Source organism: Priestia megaterium, from assembly GCF_023824195.1.
GTDB classification, from domain to species: domain Bacteria; phylum Bacillota; class Bacilli; order Bacillales; family Bacillaceae_H; genus Priestia; species Priestia megaterium_D.
The window spans coordinates 2,679,044-2,701,362 of record NZ_CP085442.1 but is presented as its reverse complement, the minus strand read 5'-3'; the positions used below and the strand labels follow the sequence as shown (position 1 = coordinate 2,701,362).

General features: G+C 37.4%; 23 protein-coding genes and 1 pseudogene. 18 read left to right on the top strand and 6 right to left on the bottom strand.

What is annotated here, in order from left to right:
• Nucleotides 1-570 carry a nitroreductase family protein gene (locus LIS78_RS13690; RefSeq protein WP_252283781.1) on the top strand — a complete coding sequence of 190 codons (570 nt, stop codon included), beginning with the start codon at nt 1-3 and terminating at the stop codon, nt 568-570.
• 31 nt (nt 571-601) lie between these two features.
• Entirely contained in the window at nt 602-1,141 is a 540-nt protein-coding gene (cobO, locus tag LIS78_RS13685) for a cob(I)yrinic acid a,c-diamide adenosyltransferase (RefSeq protein ID WP_229754595.1), read from the top strand.
• A 26-nt stretch (nt 1,142-1,167) separates the two neighbouring features.
• Here cobO and spoIIP read toward each other — a convergent pair whose 3' ends face one another.
• Together spoIIP and LIS78_RS13675 are read right to left on the bottom strand one after the other, a co-directional pair.
• The gene (spoIIP, locus tag LIS78_RS13680; protein WP_195783033.1) at nt 1,168-2,337 is read right to left on the bottom strand and encodes a stage II sporulation protein P; all 1,170 of its coding nucleotides are present in this window, start codon (nt 2,335-2,337) and stop codon (nt 1,168-1,170) included.
• Between the two features lie 160 nt (nt 2,338-2,497).
• On the bottom strand, nt 2,498-4,066 hold the full coding sequence (locus tag LIS78_RS13675; RefSeq protein WP_252283780.1) for an RQC-minor-2 family DNA-binding protein: 1,569 nt from the start codon (nt 4,064-4,066) through the stop codon (nt 2,498-2,500).
• A 250-nt stretch (nt 4,067-4,316) separates the two neighbouring features.
• Between LIS78_RS13675 and LIS78_RS13670 the strand changes: the two genes are divergently transcribed.
• From LIS78_RS13670 to LIS78_RS13660, 3 genes are all read left to right on the top strand, one after another.
• Complete coding sequence (locus LIS78_RS13670) at nt 4,317-5,909, top strand: APC family permease (RefSeq protein WP_252283779.1); 1,593 nt, start codon at nt 4,317-4,319, stop codon at nt 5,907-5,909.
• A gap of 155 nt (nt 5,910-6,064) precedes the next feature.
• Nucleotides 6,065-6,604 carry an SMI1/KNR4 family protein gene (locus LIS78_RS13665; RefSeq protein ID WP_252283777.1) on the top strand — a complete coding sequence of 180 codons (540 nt, stop codon included), beginning with the start codon at nt 6,065-6,067 and terminating at the stop codon, nt 6,602-6,604.
• 192 nt (nt 6,605-6,796) lie between these two features.
• Nucleotides 6,797-8,239 carry an MDR family MFS transporter gene (locus LIS78_RS13660; protein WP_252283776.1) on the top strand — a complete coding sequence of 481 codons (1,443 nt, stop codon included), beginning with the start codon at nt 6,797-6,799 and terminating at the stop codon, nt 8,237-8,239.
• A gap of 26 nt (nt 8,240-8,265) precedes the next feature.
• On the opposite strand, the gene LIS78_RS13655 is transcribed toward LIS78_RS13660, so the two are convergent.
• On the bottom strand, nt 8,266-8,763 hold the full coding sequence (locus LIS78_RS13655; RefSeq protein WP_252283775.1) for a GNAT family N-acetyltransferase: 498 nt from the start codon (nt 8,761-8,763) through the stop codon (nt 8,266-8,268).
• 270 nt (nt 8,764-9,033) lie between these two features.
• Here LIS78_RS13655 and LIS78_RS13650 point away from each other — a divergent pair, with 270 nt between their 5' ends.
• Both LIS78_RS13650 and LIS78_RS13645 read left to right on the top strand, forming a co-directional pair.
• Entirely contained in the window at nt 9,034-10,524 is a 1,491-nt protein-coding gene (locus LIS78_RS13650; protein WP_013057297.1) for a sensor histidine kinase, read from the top strand.
• Nucleotides 10,502-11,185 (top strand): response regulator transcription factor, encoded by a 684-nt coding sequence (locus tag LIS78_RS13645; protein ID WP_252283774.1) that lies wholly within the window; start codon nt 10,502-10,504, stop codon nt 11,183-11,185. Before LIS78_RS13650 ends, LIS78_RS13645 begins: the two co-directional genes overlap by 23 nt.
• A 289-nt stretch (nt 11,186-11,474) precedes the next feature.
• Here the strand turns inward: LIS78_RS13645 and LIS78_RS13640 are convergent, their stop codons facing one another.
• Together LIS78_RS13640 and LIS78_RS13635 are read right to left on the bottom strand one after the other, a co-directional pair.
• Nucleotides 11,475-13,094, bottom strand: coding sequence for a SulP family inorganic anion transporter (locus LIS78_RS13640; protein ID WP_252283773.1), 1,620 nt, complete (start codon nt 13,092-13,094; stop codon nt 11,475-11,477).
• Nucleotides 13,095-13,110: 16 nt separating this feature from the next.
• Nucleotides 13,111-13,698 (bottom strand): beta-class carbonic anhydrase, encoded by a 588-nt coding sequence (locus tag LIS78_RS13635; RefSeq protein ID WP_252283772.1) that lies wholly within the window; start codon nt 13,696-13,698, stop codon nt 13,111-13,113.
• Between the two features lie 249 nt (nt 13,699-13,947).
• Between LIS78_RS13635 and LIS78_RS13630 the strand changes: the two genes are divergently transcribed.
• The 4 genes from LIS78_RS13630 (at nt 13,948) to LIS78_RS13615 (ending at nt 16,798) form a co-directional block, all read left to right on the top strand.
• Nucleotides 13,948-14,610 carry a hypothetical protein gene (locus LIS78_RS13630; protein ID WP_252283771.1) on the top strand — a complete coding sequence of 221 codons (663 nt, stop codon included), beginning with the start codon at nt 13,948-13,950 and terminating at the stop codon, nt 14,608-14,610.
• Nucleotides 14,611-14,763: 153 nt separating this feature from the next.
• A complete protein-coding gene (locus tag LIS78_RS13625) occupies nt 14,764-15,204 on the top strand; it encodes a MerR family transcriptional regulator (RefSeq protein ID WP_251531184.1) in 441 nt (146 codons plus the stop codon).
• Complete coding sequence (locus LIS78_RS13620; protein WP_286676923.1) at nt 15,174-16,346, top strand: MFS transporter; 1,173 nt, start codon at nt 15,174-15,176, stop codon at nt 16,344-16,346. The genes LIS78_RS13625 and LIS78_RS13620 overlap by 31 nt, the downstream gene beginning before the upstream one ends.
• A gap of 152 nt (nt 16,347-16,498) precedes the next feature.
• On the top strand, nt 16,499-16,798 hold the full coding sequence (locus tag LIS78_RS13615; RefSeq protein ID WP_028413131.1) for a TIGR04104 family putative zinc finger protein: 300 nt from the start codon (nt 16,499-16,501) through the stop codon (nt 16,796-16,798).
• Between the two features lie 33 nt (nt 16,799-16,831).
• Here LIS78_RS13615 and LIS78_RS13610 read toward each other — a convergent pair whose 3' ends face one another.
• Nucleotides 16,832-18,031: a multidrug efflux MFS transporter gene (locus tag LIS78_RS13610; RefSeq protein WP_025751713.1), complete on the bottom strand. Its 1,200-nt coding sequence runs from the start codon at nt 18,029-18,031 to the stop codon at nt 16,832-16,834.
• A gap of 368 nt (nt 18,032-18,399) precedes the next feature.
• Here LIS78_RS13610 and LIS78_RS13605 point away from each other — a divergent pair.
• From LIS78_RS13605 to LIS78_RS13575, 7 genes and pseudogenes are all read left to right on the top strand, one after another.
• Nucleotides 18,400-18,567, top strand: a pseudogene (locus LIS78_RS13605) (alanine:cation symporter family protein); the annotation flags it as partial.
• A 336-nt stretch (nt 18,568-18,903) separates the two neighbouring features.
• Nucleotides 18,904-19,266 (top strand): YidH family protein, encoded by a 363-nt coding sequence (locus LIS78_RS13600; protein ID WP_252283770.1) that lies wholly within the window; start codon nt 18,904-18,906, stop codon nt 19,264-19,266.
• Between the two features lie 282 nt (nt 19,267-19,548).
• Complete coding sequence (locus LIS78_RS13595) at nt 19,549-20,379, top strand: YihY/virulence factor BrkB family protein (protein WP_063671733.1); 831 nt, start codon at nt 19,549-19,551, stop codon at nt 20,377-20,379.
• Between the two features lie 147 nt (nt 20,380-20,526).
• Nucleotides 20,527-21,069 (top strand): alkaline shock response membrane anchor protein AmaP, encoded by a 543-nt coding sequence (gene amaP, locus LIS78_RS13590; RefSeq protein ID WP_098524982.1) that lies wholly within the window; start codon nt 20,527-20,529, stop codon nt 21,067-21,069.
• A 15-nt stretch (nt 21,070-21,084) separates the two neighbouring features.
• A complete protein-coding gene (locus tag LIS78_RS13585; RefSeq protein WP_063671729.1) occupies nt 21,085-21,294 on the top strand; it encodes a DUF2273 domain-containing protein in 210 nt (69 codons plus the stop codon).
• A gap of 27 nt (nt 21,295-21,321) precedes the next feature.
• Complete coding sequence (locus tag LIS78_RS13580) at nt 21,322-21,762, top strand: Asp23/Gls24 family envelope stress response protein (protein WP_195783044.1); 441 nt, start codon at nt 21,322-21,324, stop codon at nt 21,760-21,762.
• A gap of 83 nt (nt 21,763-21,845) precedes the next feature.
• Nucleotides 21,846-22,316 carry a 2-thiouracil desulfurase family protein gene (locus LIS78_RS13575; RefSeq protein WP_252283769.1) on the top strand — a complete coding sequence of 157 codons (471 nt, stop codon included), beginning with the start codon at nt 21,846-21,848 and terminating at the stop codon, nt 22,314-22,316.
• Nucleotides 22,317-22,319: the final 3 nt, after the last annotated feature.

Sequence of the window (22,319 nt, the reverse complement as noted above, 5' to 3'; positions counted from 1 at the left end):
ATGACGATTATCTCACAGCTAAAAGAACGAAGAGCGGTACGAGATCATGAAGCACGCGAAGTGGAGCAAGAGAAAATCGAACAGCTGCTTGAAGCAGCGACATGGGCTCCAAATGATCGAATGAGAGAGCCTTGGAGCTTCTATGTGATTCAAGGAGAAGCAAAAAAGAAGTATGAAGCGCTGGCTGAAGCGTATTTAAAGGAGCGCTTTCCTACAAAGCCTCATTTGGTAGAAAGTTCGTTAAAAGCAGTGAAAAATACGCCTGTACATATCGTCGTAACAGCTGATACAGTTGAAGGAGATGAAGAAGCCACCGAAGACAATAAATATGCGGTTTCATGCGCGATTCATTCCATGTGGCTAGCAGCTAAAGAACTAGGTCTTGGGTTCGTTTGGAGAACAAGAGGCGTTGGTCTTGTTCGAGACGAGAGGCTGTATGAGTTTATCGGCAGGCCTTCAGGTAAAGTCGTAGTAGGAAACGTATTTCTAGGCTATCCAAATGAAGAGTCTCTTACAAAAATGAAAGAGCCTGCTAGAACACCGTTTACAGAAAAAACAACATGGCTGTAAACTGAAATTCGAAGAAAAAGAGGTTTTTAGATTGAAAGATAAACGTGGTCTTACGTTAGTTTATACCGGAGACGGAAAAGGGAAAACAACTGCTGCTTTAGGTCTTGCTTTGCGGGCTACGGGACGCGGACAAAAAGTATTAATGATTCAATTTATTAAATCTCCTCAGCGTACATATGGCGAAAAGCTGATGTTTGACAGAATGGGAATTGAAATGATTCAAACAGGAGTCGGCTTTACATGGACAAAAACACCACCTGAACATCGTGATGCTTTGAAAAAAGCCTGGGCGCTAACGAAGGAAAAAGTCTTTTCAGATGAATATGATGTGGTTATTTTAGACGAGTTAAATAACGCACTAGCTATCGATAAATTTCCTATTGATGATGTGCTACCGCTACATGAAGTGATTGATCTTATTCAAAAGCGTCCTGAGCATATGCATTTGGTCATCACTGGACGTTCTGCAAAAAAAGAAGTGATGGAAGCAGCAGATCTTGTGACGGAAATGAAGCCTCATAAACATTACTACGATGAAGGAATTCCTGCTGTAAAAGGAATTGAATTTTAAAAAGCCCTCAGTGAAGAGGGCTTTTTTTATTGAGCAGGGGCATCTACTTTTTCAGCTTGCCAGTAGAATTGGCTAATGACATCAGACAGTGCTTTTGTTGTGTTGGCTAGTTCATCAAAGTTATTATCAACTCCGCCCACTTCAATTAAAATGGCATTTTTAGAAACATCTTGATTATATACACCGTTACCGCTGGATTTGTTTTTGCCAATAACTCCGCGGCTTAACCCAGGATATTTCTTTTCAAGACCTTCATGAAGCGCTTTTGCCATTTTTAAGTTTTGTTCAAAGTTTTGATTCGCTTTCCCTAAAACAAACACAACTTTTGCATACGATTTATTGTTAATCTTAATGGTTGTATTATCTTTTCGAAGCGAATCTCGGTGCAAATCGATAAAGTAAGTTAAATCTCTATTCTCAGTCATCGCCGTTTCAATTACTGTGCGAGACATGGCGTACGATTGATTGGTGTTCCAACCTTTTTCTTTTAATTTCTGTCCAATATTGGTTTGATCTACTTCTGCCCCAATTCCCTGAGCCTCTAAATCTTTTCCTAGCATATTTGCGACCATATTAATATTTGTTTTGCTATCTACTGCTTTATTAGCATCTGGATCACCTTCAAGTCCTAACAGAGGCAAGTAAGATTCCCAGCTGTGCGTATGATAAATATAAAATACCTTTTTTCCGCCAGTTGTATTATTATTTGGAGCATTCGTACCATTGTTTTCTTTAGGTTGCTGAACTTTTGTAGTAGAATTTCTTTCTTTTAGCGTTTCATCTAACGGTGGTGCAGATTCTCTAGGGAAGTTTGTGAAATTTGTGCCTTCACCGGCGATGATAATATTGGAGTCGTAAATACTGAATCCAGGAAGTTCTGAACCAAACAAGCTTCTCGCGTCTTCTGCTCGAATACTTGTTGATAACTCTAGCAGTGTAGAAGAAAGACCTGGAGGCGAGTAATTTTTATCAAAAGCCGTTGAAAAATGATGGTTTTCCTGGCTCATCAAATAATAAAGGCTTTCTGCTTTATGCCTCGATAACGTTTGATAGACAATAGAAGAATTGAACTGTTCTTTAAATGCTGAGTAACTCACTAGAACAATGATAGATGATGTCATTAAAACAATGGATAAAATAACAAGAACCATCTTATATGTTAACACTACAAAATTGGCGCGATTACTAGATTTCAATGGCGAAATCTCCTCTCTATGTCAGCATCAGGCTAATAGGTATGAAGGACTTTGCTAATCTAGTAATGATTATATGAATGGAGATTTCTAATTATGATAAGCATTTAATAGAGAAAGTAGTCTTCAAAATCAAAAAAGAAGAATCACGCGAGATATAATCTCATATTCTCCGTGATTCTTCTTCAAATAGACGTCGGATGGCTTCGCCTTTTGGAGTGAGGCGGAATCCTTTTTTCTCTTTTTTAAGCAGCTGATAGTTTTGTAATTCTTGTAAATACGTAACAATGCGCTTGCGCTTTACGGAATTTAACAATCCAAATGCGGGTATTTTATCGAGCTTTTTTTGACGAATACTGTTAGTAGAAACGCCTTCTAAAATTTGTACGTAACTCTGCTGAGTTTCCGTGTTCTTTAAGGTATCTATAAGTGTTAATAACCGTAGCATTTGGTTTGAATCAAAAGTTATTTGACCGATTTTTAGCGGAGTCGAAAGCAGGTCCTGACGCTGCTTATGAAGTTCATTTTCTATCTTAGCGCTTATTTCTGTCAGTTTCTTTTCTATTTCGTTTGGACCCATATAACATGTAAATTTGTTTGTTTCCTGCAGCAGGGTGACATCTGGAAAATCCCATTGCGAAAACCATTGAATGGAACCAACTTGGAGATTTGCATTCGGTGTTTTTACTTGTAATACGTTTTGAATGAAGGAAAGAAAGGGATCGTTTTCCTGTAAAACTTGTCTTTGATTAAGTTGATAAGTGGTTAGGCTGCACAATTTATCTTGGATTTCTTTGATGTGCACTTCATGATGCTCTAAAAGACTTTTCCATTTAAAAAAGACAAGCAGTTTTTGAATCACTTCTTCATTTTCATCTATAATCTCTTCGAACTGCCGCTGAGTTGTAGATAAGCGTTTGGCTGCTAGCACTACATTATACTCATCATCGAGTGAAATGGCATCATTTGTGACATCATATGTTACGGTGAGACCTCTGTTTTCTGAAGTTAAGCGAATGATCTCGTTTTCTCCGTGAACAGTTAATACCGTATCTTCCGTATCTGAAAATCCTCTCTCAAAGGCGGTGGAAGAAAGAGAGCGAAAAGGTCTCATAATGATTTCAATCCGATTGCGCCAAAAAGCAATTTGCTCAGGGTTTTTCATAATAAAAAGCAAAGGTGATTTTTTTGATTGTTCAATTGCTTCAATCACATCTGCATTTCGATGATAAAGGGAAATGAGCGGATGTTTGAAGAAACACTTATTAATATGTTGAATCCATTCTTCTTTTGAAGAATCATGTATTCTAGCGCAAAACATGTAATCTTTCATAATGCTTCCAAGATAATTTTCCAACTCATTTTTAGTCAAAACCGTAAAATCTTGAGAATAAAACTCATCATGATGAATAGGAATGCCGCGATTCTTATTATATTCTTTCCATAGAAATGAAGTTGGTTTCCAAAAGTGAGGATAAACGTCTTCATTTTTATCAATTGCGACGGGAAAACCGCCCCTATAACTTCCATATAAGAACGTTTGAAAAAGGACTATATCTTCTTGAGATAACTCATTCATTGCTCGCTCAAAGTAGTCATTTAAACGTCCAAGTAGCCCTTTAGTATGTTTACTTCCTACGGACCGAATCGATTTATTCTTGCGTCCGAGCGGAAGGAATGTTAAGTGATTGTAAGCTGTAAAATCAACAGGCAAATTCTCTGGTAAAGTCATTTATCTAACTCCTTTCATTTATTGAGTATTTTACCTATTAAAGAAGAGAAGAAAAAGTTTTAGTGTGTCTTGAACATAAGAGTGAATTTTTTAAAATTTTCTGTTAATTAATCTGTAGAAATAAAGAAAAGGGGTTCAAAGTAATTTTGAATGGGTATAGTAATAAAAATTTTGACACATATTATCGAATATATATGAATGTTGTCAAAAAAAACAACAAAAGTGATGATTCATCCAAAGGAGGAAGCTTATGGATAATAAAGGTCCGTTTAAAAAGACGATATCCCTATTAGATTTAACATTGATTGGATTAGGGGCTATTTTTGGCTCCGCTTGGCTGTTTGCCGTTAGTAATGTCGCTACGCAAGCAGGTCCTGCAGGAAGTTTTTCTTGGGTTATTGGTGGAGTTATTATTTTATTAATAGGCCTTGTATACGCTGAGCTAGGGGCTGCCTTGCCTCGTACAGGAGGAATTATCCGATATCCTGTTTATTCACACGGTCATCTTGTAGGCTATATGATTTCATTTATTACTATTGTAGCTTACACTAGCTTAATCGCTATCGAAGTAACAGCAGTGAGACAGTATGTGGCCTACTGGTTTCCGGGTTTAACAAAATCTGGATCTGATTCACCGACGATATCTGGATGGATTCTACAATTTGTGTTGCTTTGCTTATTCTTTTTACTCAATTACTGGAGTGTAAAAGCATTTGCGAAATCGAATATTATTATTTCTATTTTTAAATATTTTGTACCGCTTACGGTAATCGTAACGCTGGCATTTTATTTTAAGTCAGGAAACTTTACGATGGGAGAGTTTGCTCCCGGGGGGTTTGATGGTATCCAGGCCGCCATTGCCACAGGCGGGGTTATGTTTGCTTACTTAGGCCTTCATCCAATTGTATCAGTAGCTGGAGAGGTGAAAAATCCTCAGCGTAATATTCCAATTGCTCTTGTAATTTGTATCATTCTAGCAGCTCTCATTTATACTGCTCTACAAGTATTATTTATCGGAGCTATTCCATCTGACATGATTAAAGGCGGTTGGTCCGGCATTCAAGATAAATTCTCACTGCCATTTAAAGACATCGCTGTTGTTCTTGGCCTTGGCTGGCTAGCAACACTTGTTATTTTAGACGCTATTTTATCACCGGGTGGTAACGGTAATATTTTTATGAATACAACATCTAGACTTATCTATGCTTGGTCTCGTAACGGTACGCTATTTAAAACGTTTGCTCATGTGGATAAAAAAACAGGGATTCCACGATCATCTCTATGGCTTTCATTAGGACTTTCGATTTTTTGGACGCTGCCATTTCCTTCGTGGAATGCACTCGTAAACGTATGCTCTGTTGCGCTTATTCTTTCTTACGCGATTGCACCAATTTCATCAGCGGCCTTTATGGTGAACGCAAAAGATTTGGAAAAGCCTTTTAAATTAAGAGGAATGAGTATAATTGGTCCATTATCCTTTATTTTTTCTTCCTTTATTGTCTACTGGTCAGGCTGGAAGACTATTTCATGGCTGTTAACTTCTCAATTGGTTATGTTTGTTATTTACTTGATTTTTGCTAAATATGTGCCTACAAAAGAAGTAAGTCTTCGTCAGCAGATTAAGTCAACTTGGTGGTTAGTTGCTTATTATATCATCATGCTCTTTATTTCTTATATTGGTTCGTTCGGCGGAGGGAAGGGTTTGATCGATACGCCTGTAGACTTAATTATCATAGCGGTCGTATCCATTGGGATTTATTATTGGGCTAAATATACGGGCCTTCCAAAAGCGCTTATTGATTACGATCACCATCCTGAACAGGAAGAAAAAGCACCTGTATAACCTGTAAAGCAGCGATATTCGCTGCTTTTTTCTATGTTATTCAAACATGAATTTCTAAAGTTTATCGTATAATTTAGTAGGAAAGAAGGAATTAGCACATTATTGTTTAATTAATGTAATGTAACCGTTTTAAATCCAACGCTTGGAGGAAGAGTATGATTGAAAAAATAATAAATTCACTTCGAAAGCGGCTGTGGGAAAACAATAATGTTATAGAAGTGTGTAAAAATGAAGGAGAAGTATACAGAACCACTTGTACTTTTTTTGATGGAGTAAGCAAGAACCAACTGAATGTTTTTGAAGAAGAAATGCATGTATCACTCCCTGAAGACTACAAGCAGTTTTTGCAGCTAACAAATGGGTGTAATTTGTTCATTGATGCTGACAAAAAAATAACAGGGAATCTTTATAGCTTAGAAGATGTAAGAGAAACAGCTTATAAAAGTCAGAGTCTCTATATGACAATTGGGTCTGTTGGAGAAGAAGAGATTATCATTGACTCCAAAAAATCAGCGCATCCTGCATATATGATAGTAAAAAAGCGGAACGCATCGTTTCAAGATGCACATGTATTACATATGAATTTTCAGAAATGGCTGGATTGTTTTATAGTGAGTCAAGGGAATTGTTTTTGGTACTGGAATGAGCTTTGTAGCAAAGTTCATTCAACGGATAAAAAGACGACGGCTCAATAATATTATCTTCTCGAACTTAAAAGCAGAGCGTGTAATCGTTCTGCTTTTTGTGTAGTCATCATAAGCTAGAACAGCGCAGCCATTCTAAAAGGTTATGAGTATGATTGTATAGCAATTGTCTAATGTCTGAGTTGTTGATAAGTATAGGTGATGTAAGCATCTATATAAATAAAATGAAAAGGGAGAATGTGGATGAGTCGTACAGAAACAAAACGAGGTCCTATTATTTCATCACTAGTAATAGGTGCATTTGTAGCTATTTTAAATGAAACGCTTTTGACCATTGCGTTTAACGATTTAATGAAAGAGTTTAGCCTTGAACCATCTAGCGTACAGTGGCTGTCAACAGCGTATATGCTTGTGATTGGTATATTGGTCCCTGTCACAGCGCTTCTTTGTCAATGGTTTACCACTCGACAAATGTTCTTAAGTGCGATGATTTTATTTTTAGCTGGAACGTTGATTTGTGGCTTTGCGCCTACTTTTTCGATCCTGCTGGTTGGGCGAATTATCCAAGCTTTGGGTACAGGGCTGTTGCTTCCAGTTTTAATGAATACCATTTTGGCGATTTACCCCCCGGAAAAGCGAGGAGGAGCCATGGGGCTGATTGGTTTAGTCATTATGTTCGCCCCTGCACTGGGACCTACACTTTCAGGTATTATTATTGATACATTTACGTGGAGATGGCTTTTCTTTTTAGTGGTGCCTCTAGTCATCTTTTCCATTATATTTGCCGCTGTTTACTTGAAAAATGTATCGGAGCTCACGAAGCCAAAAGTAGATTTTTTATCTATAATCCTGTCTAGCTTGGGCTTTGGAGGAGTCGTGTATGGCTTCAGCACAGCAGGTGAAGGAGAAGGGTGGGGGAATCCTGTGGTTATTTATTCCCTTATTATTGGACTGGTGGGGCTACTCTTTTTTATTTGGCGTCAGCTGCGTTTGAAAGAACCTATGCTTGATATTCGAGCTTTTCGCTACCGAATGTTTTCAGTAGCTGCTGCTATGCTGACCATTATGATGATGACGCTATTTTCTACGTTGATTTTGCTTCCTATGTATCTCCAGGGGGCGCTGCTTTTAACATCAGTAGCAGCTGGTCTTGTGCTGTTGCCAGGTGGCTTAATTAATGGTTTGTTATCTCCGGTGGCAGGAGTGCTATTTGATAAGTTTGGTCCTAAAGCATTAGTCACTCCAGGTCTTGTGCTCGTTATCCTATCTCTTGGATTTTTTAGTCAACTTTCTGCTTCTACGGGTGTAGCTTATGTTGTTGCGCTGCACGTGATGATGTTGATTGGTATTTCGATGGTGATGATGCCTGCACAGACTACCGGGTTAAATCAGCTTCCTAAGCAGCTGTATCCCCATGGCACAGCAATAATGAATACATTACAACAAGTGTCCGGGGCAATTGGAACTGCGCTATTTGTCAGTATTATGTCTTCTGGAAAAGAGAGTTACTTAAAAGGGGTAAATGAACCAAATACAGCTTTAGCACAAGTGAATGGACTGATTTCCGGATTGCAGCAAGCATTTTTTATTGCTGCTATTGTTGGAACGATTGCCCTCGTCTTATCTTTTTTTCTAAAACGAACTCAAGCTCCAGAAAATTCTTCGGTAGGAGTTCCTATTAAATAAACGAGCACACTAGTGTGCTCGTTTATTTATATAGAAGGAAGACGTTCCCAACCGTATGCTTCGTCTTCAACTTTAGTTTCTCCAAACTGACTTGTGCGATTCAAGATTTTTTTGCCGCCTGATTTTTTATAAAACTGAACGGCTTTCTTATTTTTCTTCATAGCCCAAATAATCATAGACGTATATTGCTGATCAGCAAATTCTTTTACTGAATGAGAAAATAGAAGATGGCCAATTCCTTGTTTTTGCACTTTCTTGCAAACGTATAGCGCGTATATTTCAGCACGGGACAAATGAGGCTTACCTGCTGAAAAGCCGACAATCTCTTCTCGTTCATCAATAGCGAGCAAAATAAAATGAGAAGGCTCGGTAAGAAAAAGGGACCATTTTTCTTCACTTTGCTTATAAGACAAGTTTTTTAAATAAGCATCAGGTACTAACCCTTTGTATGTAATGCGCCAGCTGTCTACGTATAAACGGGCAACGGAAGGGATGTGAGAGGAAGTAGCTTTAATAATTTTCATTAAAAAGTCTCCTTTTTTAAAATATTAAGGCATATAGTATAACTTTCAGCCTAAGAATATTATGAAAAATAGATCATAATTTTCCAGTAATTCATAAAATGGTAAAAAAGGTGGTGTTCATTCTCACTCTATCACGGTAAAGTGAGAATATACATTTGTTTTGTTGTTTTAATTTTTGCTATATGTATAATGTCTAACGATCTATTTGTTATTCACCTTTACTAGTCTATCAAATAGTTTTGTTAAAGCCAAAGGGGCATAGGGTAAGTAATGTCAATTCAGCTGCGTTTTATTTTAACGTATATCAGTATTGTGTTTGTCTTTATTATTTTGCTTTTTTTATCGGGCTTTCTCATTTTCTTCTCCATTACTGGAGACGCCGATTTTGTAAGAAAACTGTACAGTCACTCCTATGAGTATAAATTGTTAACGCCAGAAGAAGAAAATGCATTCTTAGATTTAAAGTTATTGAGTGAAAAAAAACCAGAACAGCTGCTGCGGCCGGAGACGGTTAAAAAATATGAATTTGAAAATATTGATATTGTGATTCAAAAAAACACAGAGATTGTATATGCTTCAGAATCCATTAAAGGAGAAAACCTTCGTAAATACTTGCCAAAGCATCAAAAAAGTAAAGGAAATCATTCGTATCAGCAGGATATGCTGCGCATAGGCAAGCAGTACTTTACATATATCAACCTTGATTTTCCTTTCTCGAATCAAGAAAAAGGAAGCATTTACGTTTTGCGAAAAATCAGCCCTTATGTAGGCATTATTAATCGAATTTTCCCTTTTTTAATCTTTCTACTATTAATTTTAGTAATTGTGATTATTGGATTTTTAAACTATCTTGTTTCAAGAAGCATTATTAAACCCATTCGTGAATTAAAAGAAGCGGCTGAAAAAATAAAACAAGGTGATCTTCACTTTGAGATCTCTGCTAATTCAAAGGATGAAATAGGCGAATTAACGCAAGCTTTTGAAGAAATGAGGCAAAAACTAAAATCTTCTGTTGAACTGCAAATTCAATATGAAGATAACCGAAAGCAGCTGCTTTCAAGTATTTCACACGATTTACGAACTCCTATTACTTCCATTGTAGGATATGTAGAAGGAATTCAAGATGGAGTAGCTAATACGCCAGATAAGCTTTCTAAATATTTGTTAACGATTTCAACGAAAGCAAAAGACATGAATGCGTTAATCGATGAGCTGTTTTTATTTTCTAAATTGGATTTGCACGAAATTCCATTTGTGTTTAAAAAACTTAATATTTCTGCATTTATGGAAAGTTATGTGCAAGAGCTTCAGTTTGAAATGAGCGAACATGATATTGATGTTTTATTTTCCAATGATTCTCTAACGACACTGTATGCAAAGGCAGATGCTGAGCAGCTGCGAAGAGTTTTAATAAATTTAACAACCAACAGTATTAAATTTATGGATAAAGAAAGAAGAAGAATCGATATCGTTCTTTCTGCTACCGAAAGTGAACTCATTATTGAAGTGAAAGATAACGGCGCAGGGATTTCACCGGAAGCATTAGCGCATATTTTTGACCGGTTTTATCGAGCAGAACAGTCCCGCAATAGCAATACTGGAGGAAGTGGACTTGGACTAGCCATTGCAAAACAAATCGTTGAACGCCACGGGGGAGACATCTGGGCACTAAGTAAACTTGGCGAAGGAACAAGTATTTTCTTTTCTTTGCAAAAAATGAATGAAAATGGTGATACACATGAAGAAGATATTGTTAATTGAAGATGAAGTAAGTATTGCTGAATTGCAAAGAGATTATTTAGAAATTAATGATTTTGAAATAGACGTTCAATATAGTGGTGATAAGGGATTAGAAAAAGCGTTAAATGAACATTTTGATCTGGTTATTTTGGATATTATGCTCCCTAAAGTGAGTGGATTTGAAGTGTGCAAGCAAATTCGAGCTGCAAAAGATATTCCAATCATTTTAGTTTCAGCTAAAAAAGAAGAAATCGATAAAATTAGAGGGCTCGGGCTAGGTGCAGATGACTATATTACCAAGCCATTCAGCCCTGGGGAGCTGGTCGCCAGAGTCAAAGCGCATTTAGCGAGATATGAAAGACTCTCTGATAAGAAGGAAAAGCGCATGATTCGCATTCATGGCTTAGCGATTGACACGCTCGCTAGAAGAGTATTTGTGAATGACAAAGAAGTGTTTTTTACAGCGAAGGAATTCGATTTGCTGAAGTTTATCGTTTCTCATCCAAATCAAGTATTAAGTAAAGAACATCTATTTGAAAAAATTTGGGGATTTGATTCTTCAGGAGACATTTCAACCGTAACAGTTCACATTCGAAAACTAAGAGAAAAGTTAGAAGAAAACCCAGCAGATCCTCAGTACCTAGAAACGGTTTGGGGAGCAGGGTATCGGTTCAATATTTAAAAAAAGAGATTGAGACAGAGCTACATCAATCCAATCTAAAGACGAACAAATTAGATGAATGAGCTGGGCTGCTTGTTACACCGCTGTTGATTTCCGTGCAAGATTTCGCTTTCCGCTCCTGCGGGGTCTCACCTAGTCCTCTTTTCCCGCAGGAGTCTTCGCCTTGCAATCAACAGCTAGAAGTAACCATATATGAAATCTACGTTCACCATCACAATAAAAAATCCGAACGATTCATCGTTCGGATTTTCCTTCAGCTAAAATTCTTTTGTCCCAACCGCTTTTTTTATTACGTAGTAGCGATTCTATGACGAGCCTTAATCTTACTCACGGGTGGTTCGGAAGAAAATATATTTTTTTCACCAATCTTATCATATAGACCGGTTGACTTTAACATTTCTTTCGGCTGATGCTGTAACCCAGAAATAACGACTTGGCTATGTGAATCTTTCAAACGTTCTACAACCTTTGATAGTAAAGCTTCTCCAGATGTATCAATAAAAGATACTTGGCTCATTCGAAGAAGCAGAACTTTTGGTTTCGCTTCAACAATGTTATCAAACGAATCTTCTATCACTTCGGCAGATCCAAAGAAGAGAGATCCTTGCATGGTATATTCCATGACCTCAGGTTTGTGTGCTTTTTCAGATGTATCAGCCAGAACCTTTGAAATCTTCAGCGATCCGCTCATTCGTTTCACAAACATCACGATAGCTAAAAGTAAACCTACTCCAACGCCTGTCGTTAAATCCATTAGAACAGTCAATAAAAACGTAGCTACAAGTACAAAGGAATCAGCTGACTTGGTTTTTAAAATATGCGCAAATTCTTTACGCTCACTCATATTCCAAGCCACAAACATTAAAATAGGTGCCATACTTGCCAGCGGAATGTTTGATGCATAAGGAGCAAGCATCACAAGGACCAATAAAACAACTAAGCCGTGTATGACTCCTGATAACGGAGAAGCTGCGCCGTTTTTGATATTGGTAGCTGTTCTGGCAATGGCACCAGTTGCTGGAATTCCGCCAAATAGCGAGGTAGCGATATTAGCAATTCCTTGGCTCACAAGCTCTTTATTGCTATTATGCTTGGTTTTGGCCATATTATCAGCAACAACAGCCGATAGTAAAGATTCAATACCTCCAAGCATTGCAATTACGCAGGCAGCCGGAAATAGCATCACAATGTTATCCCATGTTAAATCTGGGAAGCTAAAAGATGGTAGTTTACTTGGAATGGCACCGTAAGTAGAGCCGATCGTTGCAACTTTGCCTGGGAACAGTGTAATGGCTACAAGTGTGGAGACAAGAAGACCTAGAAGAGCACCGGGAATTTTAGGTAAAAACTTTGGCGTTGTAATCACTATAGCTAAACAAATAGCGGCTATGATGACGCTGTAAATGTTAATCGTTGCAATTTTTCGTAGGATTTCAATCATATTTAAATGAAATTCCTCATGTTTTGCAATTCCTTTTAATCCTAAAAAGTTAGCGATCTGACCTGAGAAAATAATAATCGCAATTCCTGCTGTAAATCCAATCGTCACAGGGCGCGGAATAAACTTTATAAATTTCCCTAGCTTAAATATTCCGAGAAGCGTAATCATAATTCCAGCCATAAAGCCGGCAATAATGAGGTTCTCATAACCATATTGCATGACAACTCCAAGCAGCACCGGAACAAATGCACCTGTTGGACCTGCAATTTGAAATTTCGATCCGCCTAATATTGAAACCATAATCCCTGCGATAATGGTTGTATAAATTCCGTATTCAGGTCTTACACCAGAAGCGATGGCAAAGGCCATTGCTAAAGGAATAGCAACGACCCCAACAACCAAACCGGCGATAATGTCTTTTTGTAAATGCCCTGCTGAGTAGCCTTGAAATCGGTTATCTTTTAGCATTCAATAAAATCCTCCTTCATGAGCTTACGGTTTCAGCTCGGCCTTGGGAATAGCCGTTTACAACGACGTCAAGTTTTCCTGTTGAGGGATGAATAACCATTCCAGAAACAAGCACGTCTTTCGGTAATAAAGGGTGATTTCGAATCATATCCACACTGTTTTCGACACTATCTTCTACACATTCAAACCCAGTCAGCCATGATTCTAAATCAATACCAGCATATTTTAGATTACGAATCTGTTCCGTGCTAATCCCTCTTTGTTCAGCAGAGGCTAAAATAGCTTCAGCTTTCATGCCCGTCATTCCACATTCATGATGACCGATGACACATACTTCATCAGCTTGCAAAGCGTAGACGGCAACTAATATACTTCTCATGACGCTGCCAAAGGGATGGGAGATAACAGCTCCGGCATTTTTAACTATTTTTGCATCTCCATTTTTTAGCCCCATGGCTTTAGGAAGTAATTCTAACAAACGTGTATCCATACAAGTTAAGATCACTATTTTTTTGTTAGGAAATTTGGATGTTTGAAAAGCCTCAAATTGATTATTTGTTACAAATTTTTCATTAAACTTTAAAACTTCAGATAGACAAGTCATTGTTTTCCTCCTGCGTTATTTATTTTTAACTTATTTTTTAGTCTAAAGATAAAGTTTAAAAACGAACTAAATAAAATATTAAAATTTTCTTAAAATATTCAGAAAAAACTTATAAATAAATCAAATTTATATGCGTGAAATTATGTAAGCGTATTCTTTCTTTGTTTTCACGAAAAAATAGGAATTATATGTTAAAATGGTACGAAGTTGGAATTGTCTAAAAGAATGGTAGAGAGGAGGAAGGCAAAAGTGAAGGCTCTTATAGCAATAGGCATTATTTTCTGTTGTTTAGTAGGGTGCAGTTCTAATGCCCAAGTCACCAACGACAAAGAAATGGGGGAGAATATTCAGCAATCATTTGAAAAAAAAGGTGTAAGCTCAGTGGATGTATCGAAGTTAAGTGATTTTAAATGGGAAAAAGGATATTTATTAACAAACAAAAGCAAGAAAGCCGACGTAGAAAAACTTGTAAACGCACCGGTCAGTGAAGAGGTGATGAAAAAAATATCTGCTGCTAATCAAATGCTTGTGTTTGTACACGAAGGAGAAGTTGTCCGCTATGTAGAACTACCCCAAGATTTCATAGCGCATGATAAAAATCAACTTGAATTTTCATTTTCTCATTCTGAACTAAAATTTAATAAAAAAAGGGAGGGCAAGCCTATAAAAGCAGGAGATAAAACGTTAAGTTCAGAAGATGCTTTAACTGTAGAATCAATTATGAAACAAATTCAATGGAAAAAAGCTGATTACAGCATCGCTCTTGACCCAGATGTACAGCTTAATTATGAAGGCGTCGTATACAATGTACGATTCACCTCCGAGAGTGCGGAACTTACTTCTAAAAGAAGAGGAGTATATGGTAAAGTAACAGGAGAAACAGCACAGCAGCTATATGACATATTGATGTAACCTATTGATTTATCAATAGGTTGTTTTGTGCACATATTTTTTAAATTTACATAAAATGTCTTGATTTCATTGACATTAACGTTAACGTTAATCTATAATAGTAATACAGAGTTGACGTTAACGTTAATGTTAAAGGGAGGTGAAGGGGAAAGCATGTATCTAATCGATGACGTGACGAAAATGACCGGTTTGACCAAGCGTGCTCTTCGGTATTATGAAGAGATTGGACTCATTTTGCCCCCGCAGCGCACAAAAGGAAATGCACGGATTTATTCCGAAGAAGAGGTAAAAGAACTAAGAAAAGTAGCAGAAGCAAAAGAAGTTCTCGGTTTTTCTTTACAGGAGCTGCAGCAGTTTATGTCGCTCAAAAGAATGATTGAAGAAAGAAGTGAGCAGCAAGGATTATCAGCGAAAGAGATAACTAAAATAGAAAATTTACTGGAAAATCAAATCAAGATGATTGAATTTAAAGTAGTTAAAATGCAGGCATTTAAAACAGAATTAAAAGAAATGCGAGAATCTGCTATGGAAATACATGAAAAAACAAAAGGAGAGATGAAAGAGTGGAAGGACAGCATTCAAATAACCGATTAGGTCAAATTATTACGGTAGTAGCTACTTTTTTAGCATTTATGGGAATCGGGGTAGTAGATCCGATTTTACCGGAGATTGCTAAGCAAATTGGAGCTTCTCATTGGCAAGTAGAAATGTTATTTACTTCCTATTTGTTAATGATGGCTATTATGATGATTCCAGCAGGCATCTTAGCATCACGTGTAGGAGACAAGCGTTTGATGATAACAGGACTTATCATTGTGACGATTTTTGCAGCCCTATGCGGGTTTTCTAACAATATTCCTCAGCTTTCCATTTTCCGAGCAGGATGGGGACTTGGTAATTCGTTTTTCTTTGCAACAGCTATGACGCTGCTTATTGCATTATCAGGTGAAGTAAAAAAAGCAGTAGGATTATATGAAGCTGCGATTGGTTTGGGAATGGCCGGAGGACCGCTTGTAGGAGGCGTGTTAGGAAATGCTTCTTGGAGATTGCCGTTTTTCGGTACAAGTGCTTTAATTTTTATCGCCTTTATTTTAGTATTAACGATTGTTAAACAGCCTACAAGCACTAAGCCTCGTAAAGCAGCAGGTTTTAAAGACATGGTTAAACTTTATAAATTAAAACCATTTACTCAAGGCGCTGTATCAGGCATGCTTTATTACTACGGATTTTTTACAGTGTTAGCTTATACGCCGCTTATTCTATCGATCGGAGCTCTTCAAATTGGCTTTGTTTTCTTTGGATGGGGATTATGTTTAGCTTATGGCTCAGCGGTTTTAGCACATCAGTTAGAAAAAAGATATCAGCCAAAACAAGTGTTACATGTCAGCTTAATTGTTTTTTCACTTATTTTAATTTGTTTATTTGCCTTTGATGCAACATGGTTGCGCATTGTTTTAATCATGGCAGCAGGTCTTGTATCAGGACTTAATAATGCATTATTTACGAGTCATGTAATGGAAGTATCTCCTTATGAACGAGGAATTACATCTGGAGGATATAATTTCTTAAGATGGTTAGGTGCAGCGTTTGCTCCTTTATTATCAGGAGTTATCGGCAATGCCGTAGCGCCTCAAGCTCCTTTTCTCGTAGCAGCGATTCTTGGATTGCTAGCTTTTGTTATTATGGTTATAAAAGTAAAAACAACTTCTCAAACGAATGAAGCTGTATCTAAATAAACATTGAAGTAAAAGGCTTTTTCCTGTAAAAAGCCTTTTATTTTGTTTTATGTTATAATAGTAAAAACGTTTTTAATCATAAAAATGAAACTCTTTACCAACTTGTACGTATACTTTATATGTACATAAATCTTTTTAGGAGCGTGATGCCCATGGCCACCTGTCAAAATTGTAATCATAAATGGAACTGGAGGACAACCTTTAAACAACTGTTAACATTTAGAAACGTTTTAGAATGCCCACACTGTGACAAACAACAGTATATCTCTGCAAAATCCCAAAAGCGATTATCAATCTACTCATTTGCACCCCTTATTATTTGGCTTATTCTCTCACTATTTGACTTTTCCTTTCCGTCCATTGTTGTCGCGGAGCTTATTTTCTTCATAGCAGCGGTTATTATGATGCCACTTTCTTATGAAGTAAGCAGCGAAGAAGAACCCTTGTGGTAATAAAAAAACCTTCCGTTTTAACGGAAGTTTTTTTTATGCGGCTTTACCGTCTAGCTGTTGTCCGTGATGGCGCTGATAATACACCCACCCAGCATTCAATAGTAGAAGAACACTGGTTGTTAAGAATACGTAAGGAATTCCTTTAGCTCCGGCAATTTGTCCGCCAATGACTGGACCGGCTAAATTCCCAAAGTATTGCGCTGTTTGATTATAGCCAAACATTTTACCTGTAATAGAGTCCGGTACAATTTTCTTTAAATAAGAATTAATAGAAGGTAATAATCCTCCCATTGCAAAACCGAGTAAAAAACGAAGTAAGAATAGCTGCCAAGTACTATGCACAAAGGCCTGCAAGCCGCAAATAACCGCTACGATAAGCAAGCATATTTGAAGCACATTTTGAGGACCCACGCGATCGCTGACTTTGCCAAGTCTTGATGCAGCTAAAATATTTGAAATTCCTGTTGCCGCCACGACAAAGCCTGAAATAAGGGCAAGGTGATCGGTATGAGTAGACAGTTGTTTTACATACAGTGTAACGATTGGCTGAATAGCCATAACCGCAAGCTGCAGTAAAAAAGTTGTAACAAATACACCAATCACGGCCTTTGAATTCTTAAGAGACAGTAACCCAATGTTAGATTCTTTCGTCGTTTTCGCCGTCTCTTTTTTGTCTTCTTGAATTAAATTTACAATTAAAAAAGACAAAAACATAAATGCACCCGTCACGAAAAAGACGTGGCGTAGCCCAATTGTATCTCCTAAATAGCCGCCTACTAGCGGTCCTAATAAAGATCCTGATACAGCCCCCGTAGACAACGTACCTAATGCTTTACCGCTGTGCTCTTTAGGTGTTTGAGTCGCTACTAACGTAATGGCTGCAGAGATGAAGCCGGAAACGGCCCCCATTAAAAAGCGCAGTCCGACAAGCTGATAGACATTTTGCACAAAACCAATAGAAGTCATAACAATTGCCATACCCAAGCTTGCGCGAAGGAGCATAAGCTTTCGCCCATATTTATCGGCCAAACTCCCCCATAAAGGAGAAACAATAGCCGCCATTAAAAAGGTAGCTCCAAATGCAATACCAGCCCATCTGCTGATGGAGCTTGTATCGTGAACTCCCAGCTTTTCAATATAAAGCGGTAAAAACGGAATAACTAAACTCATCCCGGCTGTGGTGCAAAAAGAACCGAACCAGCAAATGTACAAGTTTCGTTTCCATAATTCCATTCTATTTCCTTCTTTCGTTGTGCCGCATGGCGTGAAAACAACAAAAGAGCGAAACCATACGGCCTGCTCTTTTAGCATACATGCAGCATCTTTTTATCAGTTTAAATTATACCATATATCAGAAATATTTAAAAATAAAATGATTCACTTAGTGAACTATTAACGTGAAATGAAAATAGAAAGATGTGCTGTATTTACGCTCGGCTTAGAACATAAAGTGACCCTTGGTTCACTCATTACCTTATGCTGTAACAGTAGGGAATATGTAAAGAACTCACGCTGTATCGAAAAACGTGTCAGATAAGGTGTCCAAAATATACGTTGTCTCCGCAAATGTTGGCTATTTATTAAATATGGTTACTTTATTGTTTAATGGAAAAAGTTCTGAATCAGGCGTTTCGTCTTTCCAAGCGTTAACACTTGCTTTATCAAGGCGCGTAGGAGTTGGAAATATTGCGGGAATTGCAACAGCAATTGCATTCGGTGGTCCAGGAGCAGTTTTTCGGATGTGGTTTATTGCTTTTATAGGTTCTAGCTAAGCCTGCTTTAGTAACTTTAAAAGATTATCGCCAGCAGAGAAAACTAGGGATAGACGCTATCTTTTCTCCAGAGAAATTAGGAATTCCAAAAGCTGATTATTGGGACGAGGAATATTAGCATGATCAAGATAAAGAAAATGTTTCATAAATCAAAAAAGCCAACTGGGGTTATCCCGTTGGCTTTTTTTAGTTTATGAAGAAGCTCTTTTGACCGCTTGAAGATGGTAATGATTCGTTCTTTTCGGGTATAATGTGGCGTGAAGCGTCCTCAATTTATTTTCGTTTGAGCATTTATTTATAATAGAAGACATATAAAAGGACGGTGGTATGTAAATGACTAAAAAAGAAAATGAATCCATTCATATTCAGCAGCATTTAGCGAATGAACGAACGTATTTAGCGTGGATTCGAACGTCTATTGCCACACTCGGCATTGGCTTTGTTGCAGGCGGCCTACATTTCAATTCCGGAAAAAAATTAAGTGAAGCAGCCGATACTCTTATTATTGCTGTTATCATCTTTTCTTTAGCTGCAAGTGCAGGTTTGCTTCTCTTCTCAACCTATCATTATTTTTCAACCCGCAAAAAAATTAACAGCCAAACGTATCAATCTTCTCACGCTTTGGTTATTTTTGTTTCAATGATTATGCTGATGCTGATCGGCGCTCTTATGTTTTACTTTTTTAACATAGCGTAAAAAAGTTTAAGATGTAAGAAAAAAGGGAAAGCAGTCCCAGAGAATTTACGGTTTTATGAAAGAAAAAGAAGATCTATTGATATGGTGGTAATGGCAGATGTAATTATAATAATATCTTCTTTATGAACCGGCTGTATAATTTTAGAGGTTAAATTCTTTGTTAACCGCGGATAATGGAAAAGGAAAGCTTTATAAGCCGAAACTTATCCAATACATGTTGAACATAAAAATTGAATATGAATTTCACTACAGGGTGAAGCGAAAGTAAAGGAGAACGCTGTTATGATTCAAACATCTAAGACCGTTGCCGCTCGTTTTTTTACGGAGCGTTTCTTTGATCAGGCTGCTCAAACAGCCTACTATTTTTTGTTATCTTTTGTACCGTTTATTATCTTTCTTTTTTCTCTGCTGAGTTTCTTTCCAATTGATACAAACAATTTGCTGATATTTATTGAACCATTTACGCCTAAAAGTGCCTACGACGTAATTGAACGGTCAATTGAAACAGTTAACAATAGCGGGAAAAAAGTTTTATCTTTTAGTTTATTGGCGACTTTTTGGCTCGCATCTATGGCTATACAATCTTTGGTTCGCTCGTTAAATGACGCGTATCATATTCAAAGAAAACAAACGTTTTTGCGCGGTTTAATCAATGATTTAATTTTGACTTTTGGTTTTATGGTTGTGGTAGCTATTTCATTATTTGTACCAATTATTGAAGAGGTCATTCGCCATTTGGTACTAACAAAAGTCCATGTTCCTGATATATGGTTTCAAAGCTGGACGACAATTAGATGGGGAATTGGGACATTATTTTTATTAGGCTTTTTCATTCTTTTTTACAAACTGATGCCAAGTGCAAGAGTAACGTGGAAAGATGTACTTCCAGGAGCTGTTTTCTCCACGCTAGGATGGCAAGTTGTATCTACCGGATTTGGATACTATGTCCAGTTTGGAAGCTACTCACAAATCTATGGTCAGCTTGGAAGTATTATTATTTTAATGGTCTGGTTTTATTTAACGGCCGCTATTTTATTAATTGGCGGTTTAATAAACGGTAATAAGTTCATCAAAGCTCACAAGACAACGTATAGAGGCGCGGAAAATGACTAGGGAAACCTAGTCGTTTTTTTTATATTTAGTTTTACAGTTAGAAAGTTTATCAAAAAAATATTGCAGGTAACTATTGAATATCTCGTTGCCTTTCCTTTACACACAACAAAAAAGCAGTAGGAGTTCACGTTGAGATGAGGTGGAAAATTGAATAATTTTAATCGGTTTTTAATCGCAATTATTGGAATTGCAGGACTGATTTGTTCCGGTATGTTAGCACTGATGGTTTATAGGGTTCCTCACCTTTCAAACTGGTTAGAAAAGTGGCAGCATCAGGAGTGGTTTTACTACACAATTTTGTCAATAAGCGCATTTTTAGCTGTTATTTTTATTATTTTTCTTTTAACAGGCATATTTAGCAGACCGCCTAAAAAGAATTTAGCAATTGTAACTGGTGAAGGCAAAATAACAATTTCTAAAGCAACGATCGAATCTACAGCTTTACGAGCAATTAGAAGCTTTCAGGGAATACGCTCTCCTGAAGTCCAGGCATCTATTCATTCTCGCAAAGAAAAAGTTAGTCTGTATATCAACTGTTCGTTGTTTGGACGAGATGGACTACCAACACTAGGAAAAGAGATGCAGCTTGAAACAAAACGCGCCGTGGAGGCCTTACTCGAGCTTCCCGTTCACTCCGTCCGTATTGACTTAACAGATACACAAACACGAAAGAAAGAGCGTGTTGTGTGATGAAGGAGGGACATAATGGGTACTCCAGATAAATTGATTCCATACCGTGGCCGAGTACTTGGTATTCTGGCAGGTTTAGTGTTGGCAATTTTGCTATTAACAATTGGTTTTGGTCCCACGCTGCTAATCGTAGCTTTTATGGGAATTGGTTATGTAATTGGGAAGTGGCGAGACGGTCATTTAGACATAAATGCTTGGGTAGAATTCTTTACTAGAGGAAGATAGAAAATCAATTTAAGGGAGATGTTAGTTATGGCAGTTAATGAAACAAATACAGCAGTAAAATCTCAGGAAAACACACATCAAAATACGTTAACATTTGAAGATCAAGTCATTAAAAAAATTGCTGGAATTGCAGCTAATGAAATTAAAGGGATTTTATCAATGAGCGGCGGATTTATGAGCGGGTTAACAGATCGCTTCCGCAGCACTGAAGATATCACAAAAGGGATTAACGCTGAAGTAGGAGAAAAGCAAGTTGCCCTTGATTTAAAAGTAATTGTCGAATACAGAAAAAATGTTCCAGCCATTTTCTCTGAAACTGTTAATAACGTAAAAAAATCAGTTCACGATATGACTGGATTAGAAGTAGTAGAAGTAAATATGCATGTAGAGGACGTAATGACTCGCTCTGAATTTGAAGCGAAAACGGATCGAGACAAAGAGCAGGAGTCAAAGCGTGATCTTGAATAAAATATAAAAGGTAAACACTTCCATTCATCATACATTCTTTGTATGATGAATGAGAAGTGTTTTTTTATGGGAGGGAAAATTCTGTGATTTTGGTTAGTTCCTGTTTAGCAGGTCAAGCTTGCAGATATAATGGAAGCAGTGCCTTAGTTAAGGAAATTGAAGCGCTCATTAAAAATAAAGAAGCGGTGATGATGTGTCCGGAACTGTTAGGTGGATTTCACACGCCTAGAGAACCGGCAGAAATTATAAAAGGAACGGGAATGGACGTAATAAACGGAAATGCGCGAGTTATTGAACTATCGGGAAAAGACGTGACAGATATATACATAGACGGGGCCTATAAGGCACTGAGCATCGCAAGAGAGATAAAAGCTACTGTTATTGTACTAAAAGAAAACAGCCCTTCATGTGGAAGTGAACATATATATAACGGAGCATTTTCAAATGTTAAAATAGCCAGTGAAGGGGTAACGACTGCGTTGTTAAGAAAGCATGGTTTTATCGTTATGTCCGAATCTCAATTTGTAGCTGAACTGCATGGAGACCAATCATAATCA